Genomic DNA, 5029 nt, shown 5'->3' with positions numbered 1-5029 from the left:
CCATGGGCTTGCGAGCCGAGGGCTTCGTCGTCGTCCATGCCTCCAACGGCGTCGACGGACTGTGGGAGGCCACCGAACACCAGTACGACGTCATCGTGCTGGACATCATGTTGCCGGGCCTGAACGGTTACGAGGTATTGCGGAAGCTGCGCGCGGCCGAAGTGTGGACGCCCATCCTGATGCTGACCGCCAAGGACGGCGATTACGACCAGGCCGACGCGTTCGATCTGGGCGCCGATGACTACCTGAGCAAGCCGGTCGCCTTCATCGTGCTACTCGCTAGGTTGCGCGCACTGCTGCGTCGCGGCGCTCCCCAGCGCCCGGTCATACTGACTGCGGGCACACTGACCCTCGACCCCACACGTCGTGTGGTAGAGCGTGATTCGACACCGATCGAGCTGACCCCGCGCGAATACGGCGTCCTGGAGTACCTGATGCGACACAAGGACGCCGTCGTCACGAAGAACGACATGCTGCAGCACGTGTGGGACGCCCACTACTCGGGACCGGACAACGTCGTCGAAGTCTACGTCGGATACGTGCGCCGCAAGATTGACGCACCCTTCGGTACCAACACGATTCAGACGATCCGCGGTGCGGGTTACCGCTTGGACTCCGGTGAGTACTCCAGCGGCAACTGAACCCGCACCAGCGCACCACCACCAGGGCGATCACCTATCGTGACGCTACCACCGTGTGCGGCAACGACTTCGGAGACAATGGCCAAACCGAGTCCGGTGCCGCCGCCGCTGCGAGCCCGATCGGCGTCGAGTCGGACGAACCTGTCGAACACGCGAATCCGATCCGCCTCGGGAATTCCCGGCCCGTCGTCGCCCACCGTCAGGATCGCGTAACCGGCTTGCGACCCGACCCTCAGTTCGACTCGCGAGGTGGCGTGCCTGGCCGCGTTCTCGAGCAGGTTGCGCACGACCCGCGACAGTCCACCCGGATCGCCCACCAGGCGCGTCGGCGCCAGATCCGCGTCGATGGTCGACGTCGTCTCTCTGAGCAACCGCACGATCTCGTTGGATGCGACATCGTCGAGGTCGACGTCCCTGCGCCGCAAAGTGAGTCCACGTTCGTCGGCACGTGCCAGAAGCAGCAGATCCTCGACGAGGGACTCCATCCGCCGTGCCTCCGGCCGCAGGGTCGAATCCGCCAGCTCTTGGTTGAGGAGATCAGGGTGAGCGGCCGCGACGTCGAGAGCGGAGAGGATCGCCGCAACCGGGCTGCGCAGCTCGTGGGAGGCATCGCCGACGAACCGCCGCTGTGCATCGTGGCCCGCCTCGATGCGAGCCAACATCTCGTTCATCGTCACGGCCAGCGCGGAGATCTCGTCGTGGCTGGCCGGAACCGGGACGCGCTCGGCGAGATCGGAGGTGCTGATGTCGGCGACCCTCGTCCGGATCGCGTCGACCGATCGAAGTGAGCGCGCCACCAACAGATACGTGACGATGGCCGACACCGCCGTGACGATCGGTGCGGCACCCGCCAGCAGCACCAGGACCGTCTTGACCGTCGACTCGACCGCCTCGCTTCCCGCGCCGACCAGAACCGTGTAGCTGCCGCCTGCTCCACCAACGGTCTGACCGCTGATGCGTATGTCTCCGTCGTCGACCGGGACCTGCTCGGGCAGCCCAACCACCAGCCTGGCGCCGACGGTGTCCGGCGCCACCAGCGGCGTGTTCGGTGCGGTCTGCGACCGCTGAACCACGACGCCGGCCTGGTCGATCACCTGCACCATGACGATTCGCTGATCGGTTGTCGTAAGTGCGCCATCGAGTTCCGCCGCGGTGTCGTACCGCAACGCGGCCACGATGTCCTTGACGCGCCCTGCGGCGGCGTCGTCGACGCCGCCGAGCAGCGAGCGGTACAGGATGACCGCGAGACCCGCGCCCGCGATCACGAACGCGACGAGCACCACCGTCGCCGACACGAAGGCCGATCGGGCCGAGATCCCCCAGTACTGGGGTCTCCACCAGGTCCGAGGCTGTCTCATCCGCGGCAAGAGCGCTCCAAGAGCCTGATCCGCATGGCCCCTCCCCGTCTCGGCCGTGGGTATCCGTCGCGGTGCGACTGTGCGGATCATGCCACCCGGGGAGCCACGGTCGCAGGCGACCCGTTCCGATCCTCGCCGACGCCGGTGCGTGCGACCGTGGTCGTTGGCAGCGCCAGCGCCCCGAGGAGCGTCGCGGCGGCGCCCAGCAGGATCCCGCCCCCGATGTCGGTCAGCCAATGCACACCCAGGTACAGCCGGGTGAGTGCGACGACCGTCGTGAGCACGACGACGGCCGCCACCAACGCGACGCGAGTTCCCACCGATCGGCCGCGCCCCAGTATCACCGCGACCATGCCGGTGAGTGCCAGAGTTCCCGTGACGTGTCCAGACGGGAAGGATGGGTCGATCTCCAGCACCAATTGGGTTGCCCGCGACGGGCGTTGGGCCCCGACCACGCCCTTCGTCAACGCGCTCGATCCGGCGGCGACGGCCAGAGTCGACACGACGATCAGACCTGGAATGAGCGAGCGGCGCCGCCACCAGAGGACGGCCGCCGCGATCGCGGCCAACCCACCCATCGCCACCGGGCTGCCTGCGTTGGTGATCGCGATGGCGATCGTCGTCAACCAGGTCTGGCGGTGATCGACCATCCAGCCGAGAACGTCGTGATCGAGGGCCGTCCCGTGCTTGGCACCGTGAGCGACCACGCCCAACCCGGCAAAGCCGGCCAGCAGCGCGAACACCCACCAGATCCTCATGCCAACAAGCTTCCGCAACCTCGCTGAGACGGAGCTGAGAGCGGGCCCGGCCCAGCGCTGGATCAGTTGGCCGACAGAATCTCTCAGCGTGCCTTCAGCGACCCGCCAATACGTTCCGGCGTCATGAGCGAGACACCGGAAGCTGCGGCAGTGAAGTCCCCGCGCGTGATGCTGAGCAAGGTGCCCGAGATCACGGTGTGGTTCTGGGTCATCAAGATCCTCTGCACGACCGTCGGCGAGAGCTTCGCCGACTGGATCAACATGACACTCGGCGTCGGCCTGATCCCCACCGCGCTGATCTTCACGGTGGTGCTCGCAGCCGTACTGGGCTGGCAGCTGAGCCTGGACCGCTACGTGCCGTTCGTCTACTGGCTGACGGTGGTCGTCCTGAGCGTGACGGGCACTCTCTACACCGACATCCTGACGGACGGCCTTGGCGTTCCGCTGGTGCTGAGTACGGCTGTCTTCGCGGCCATCCTCGCCGTGGTGTTCGGCGTGTGGTTCGCCCGTGAGGGGACACTGTCGATCCACAGCATCGTGACCATGCCGCGAGAGTCGTTCTACTGGCTTGCAATTCTCGTCACGTTCGCGCTGGGGACGGCGGCAGGCGACTGGACACTGGAGCTCACCGGCTGGGCGCCCGGCATCGCGGTGCTTCTACCGGCCGGCCTCATCGTGGCGATCGCGATCGGCTGGCGCCTTGGCGCCAACGCGGTGCTGTCCTTCTGGCTCGCCTACGTTCTGACTCGCCCGCTCGGTGCAAATCTCGGTGACTGGCTTGGGTTGCCCAAGGCTGAAAGCGGCTTGGGTCTCGGCACGGCCGTCACCAGCGTGATCTTCCTCGCCGCGATCCTCGCCATCGTCGTCTACCTGTCGCTCACCCGGGCCGACGTCATCGAAGGACCAACGCTGTCCCCGCAGCCGAGATCGCGCGCTGGGCGCGAACGGGCCATGCTTGGCTACTTCGCTGTCGTCGCGGTCGCCGCAGGCGCGCTGCTCACCGGGGCTAATGCGCAGCCGCATACGGCCCCGTCGACCGAGGCGGAGTCCGGAACTCCGGTCGTGAGCGCACCCCTCGTCCCAGGACAGGTGGCCGCGCACTTCCCGGCGGCGGACGTCGCGAACTTCCGCACGATCACGCAGGACACGCTCGCCAAGGTCAACGCCGGCGACCAGACAGGTGCGACGTCCAGGGTCAAGGACCTCGAAACCGCGTGGGACGACGGCCAATCCAAGCTTCAGCCCATGGACGACGCCACCTGGATCGCCGTCGACGGCCGGATCGACGCCGTCCTCACCGCGCTCCGGGACGGCAATCCCAACCCCGCGACCGAGAAGCACGCCCTCGACGACCTGTTGACCGCGCTTCGGTGAAACCCGCCGCCGGGCGGTGACGCCGCTAGCGCGCCGGCCGCGGACCCACGATCGATGCCCGTTGCATGATCCGCGTCTGGGGCCAGTAGTCGCTGCTGGCGTAGTGCTGAACGGCCCGGTTGTCCCAGAACGCGACCGCGTTCGTCGTCCACTGGAATCGGCATTGGTGTTCGGGGTAGTCAGCCTGTCGGCAGAGCCGGTCGAGCAGGCGTGTGCTCTCGTCCGGGTCCATGCCCTCGAGGTGGCTGACGAAGATCCGGTTGACGTACAGGTGCCGTCGCCCGGTGCCGGCGTGCGTGCACACCACGGGGTGGCGTACCGGCGGGAACTCGGACTGCATCTGCTCGAGCCTCTCTTGCGGCATGAACCGACCGAAGGCGCGGGTGAAATCGTGGACGGCGTCGAGGTTTTCGATGGCGGCCTTGGTGTCGTCGTCGAGGGCGTCGTAGGCCGCGTACATGTCGGCGAACAACGTGTCGCCGCCGAGGGGCGGGGCGGTGACCGAGTGCAGGACCGTCCCCATCGACGGAAGCGCCCGCCAGGTGACGTCGTGGTGCCACTGGTTCTCGTATCCCCCGACGGCTGCTCCCTTCTCGAAGCGCGCCAGTTCCGGCTCGTCGGAGTTGCCGGGAATCACGGGGTGGGTCTCGAGCTCCCCGAACCGTCGGGCGAAGGCGACCTGCCCGGCAGGGGTCAGTGCCTGGTCCCGGAAGAAGATCACCTTGTAGTCGTGAAGGGCCCGGCGAAGTTCGTCGATGACGTCGTCGGCCAGCGGCCCGGTGAGGTCAACGCCGCTGATCTCGGCGCCGACGGTCGCCCCCACCTGACGGGCCTCGAAGTTCCGCCACCTCAGGGCGCGCAGTCGGTCACGCTCGGCGGTCAGGTGCGTGAACGGCCC

At 67.5% G+C, this 5029-nt stretch carries 5 protein-coding genes; 2 read left to right on the top strand and 3 right to left on the bottom strand.

What is annotated here, in order from left to right:
* Nucleotides 1-2 precede the first annotated feature (2 nt).
* Nucleotides 3-641: a response regulator transcription factor gene (locus ACRDUX_RS21500; protein WP_526416295.1), complete on the top strand. Its 639-nt coding sequence runs from the start codon at nt 3-5 to the stop codon at nt 639-641.
* Here the strand turns inward: ACRDUX_RS21500 and ACRDUX_RS21495 are convergent.
* Nucleotides 602-1999: a sensor histidine kinase gene (locus ACRDUX_RS21495; RefSeq protein WP_526416293.1), complete on the bottom strand. Its 1398-nt coding sequence runs from the start codon at nt 1997-1999 to the stop codon at nt 602-604. The two genes, ACRDUX_RS21500 and ACRDUX_RS21495, sit on opposite strands and share 40 nt — an antisense overlap.
* 86 nt (nt 2000-2085) lie before the next feature.
* On the bottom strand, nt 2086-2757 hold the full coding sequence (locus ACRDUX_RS21490) for a phosphatase PAP2 family protein (RefSeq protein WP_526416291.1): 672 nt from the start codon (nt 2755-2757) through the stop codon (nt 2086-2088).
* Between the two features lie 123 nt (nt 2758-2880).
* Between ACRDUX_RS21490 and ACRDUX_RS21485 the strand changes: the two genes are divergently transcribed.
* Nucleotides 2881-4131, top strand: a complete 1251-nt coding sequence (locus ACRDUX_RS21485; RefSeq protein WP_526416289.1) for a COG4705 family protein — start codon at nt 2881-2883, stop codon at nt 4129-4131.
* Between the two features lie 25 nt (nt 4132-4156).
* Here the strand turns inward: ACRDUX_RS21485 and ACRDUX_RS21480 are convergent.
* A partial coding sequence (locus tag ACRDUX_RS21480; RefSeq protein ID WP_526416287.1) for a TauD/TfdA dioxygenase family protein occupies nt 4157-5029 on the bottom strand: 873 nt, incomplete at its 5' end.

The organism is Mycobacterium sp. (assembly GCF_050701675.1).
Classification (GTDB): Bacteria; Actinomycetota; Actinomycetes; order Mycobacteriales; family Mycobacteriaceae; genus Mycobacterium.
This window is presented reverse-complemented; position numbering and strand designations above follow the sequence as displayed.

Bases quoted from the DNA above. Each gene is read 5' to 3' on its own strand.
- ACRDUX_RS21495 (WP_526416293.1), bottom strand. From the start codon at position 1,999: ATGAGACAGCCTCGGACCTGGTGGAGACCCCAGTACTGGGGGATCTCG.
- ACRDUX_RS21490 (WP_526416291.1), bottom strand. From the start codon at position 2,757: ATGAGGATCTGGTGGGTGTTCGCGCTGCTGGCCGGCTTTGCCGGGTTG.
- ACRDUX_RS21485 (WP_526416289.1), top strand. From the start codon at position 2,881: ATGAGCGAGACACCGGAAGCTGCGGCAGTGAAGTCCCCGCGCGTGATG.
- ACRDUX_RS21500 (WP_526416295.1), top strand. From the start codon at position 3: ATGGGCTTGCGAGCCGAGGGCTTCGTCGTCGTCCATGCCTCCAACGGC.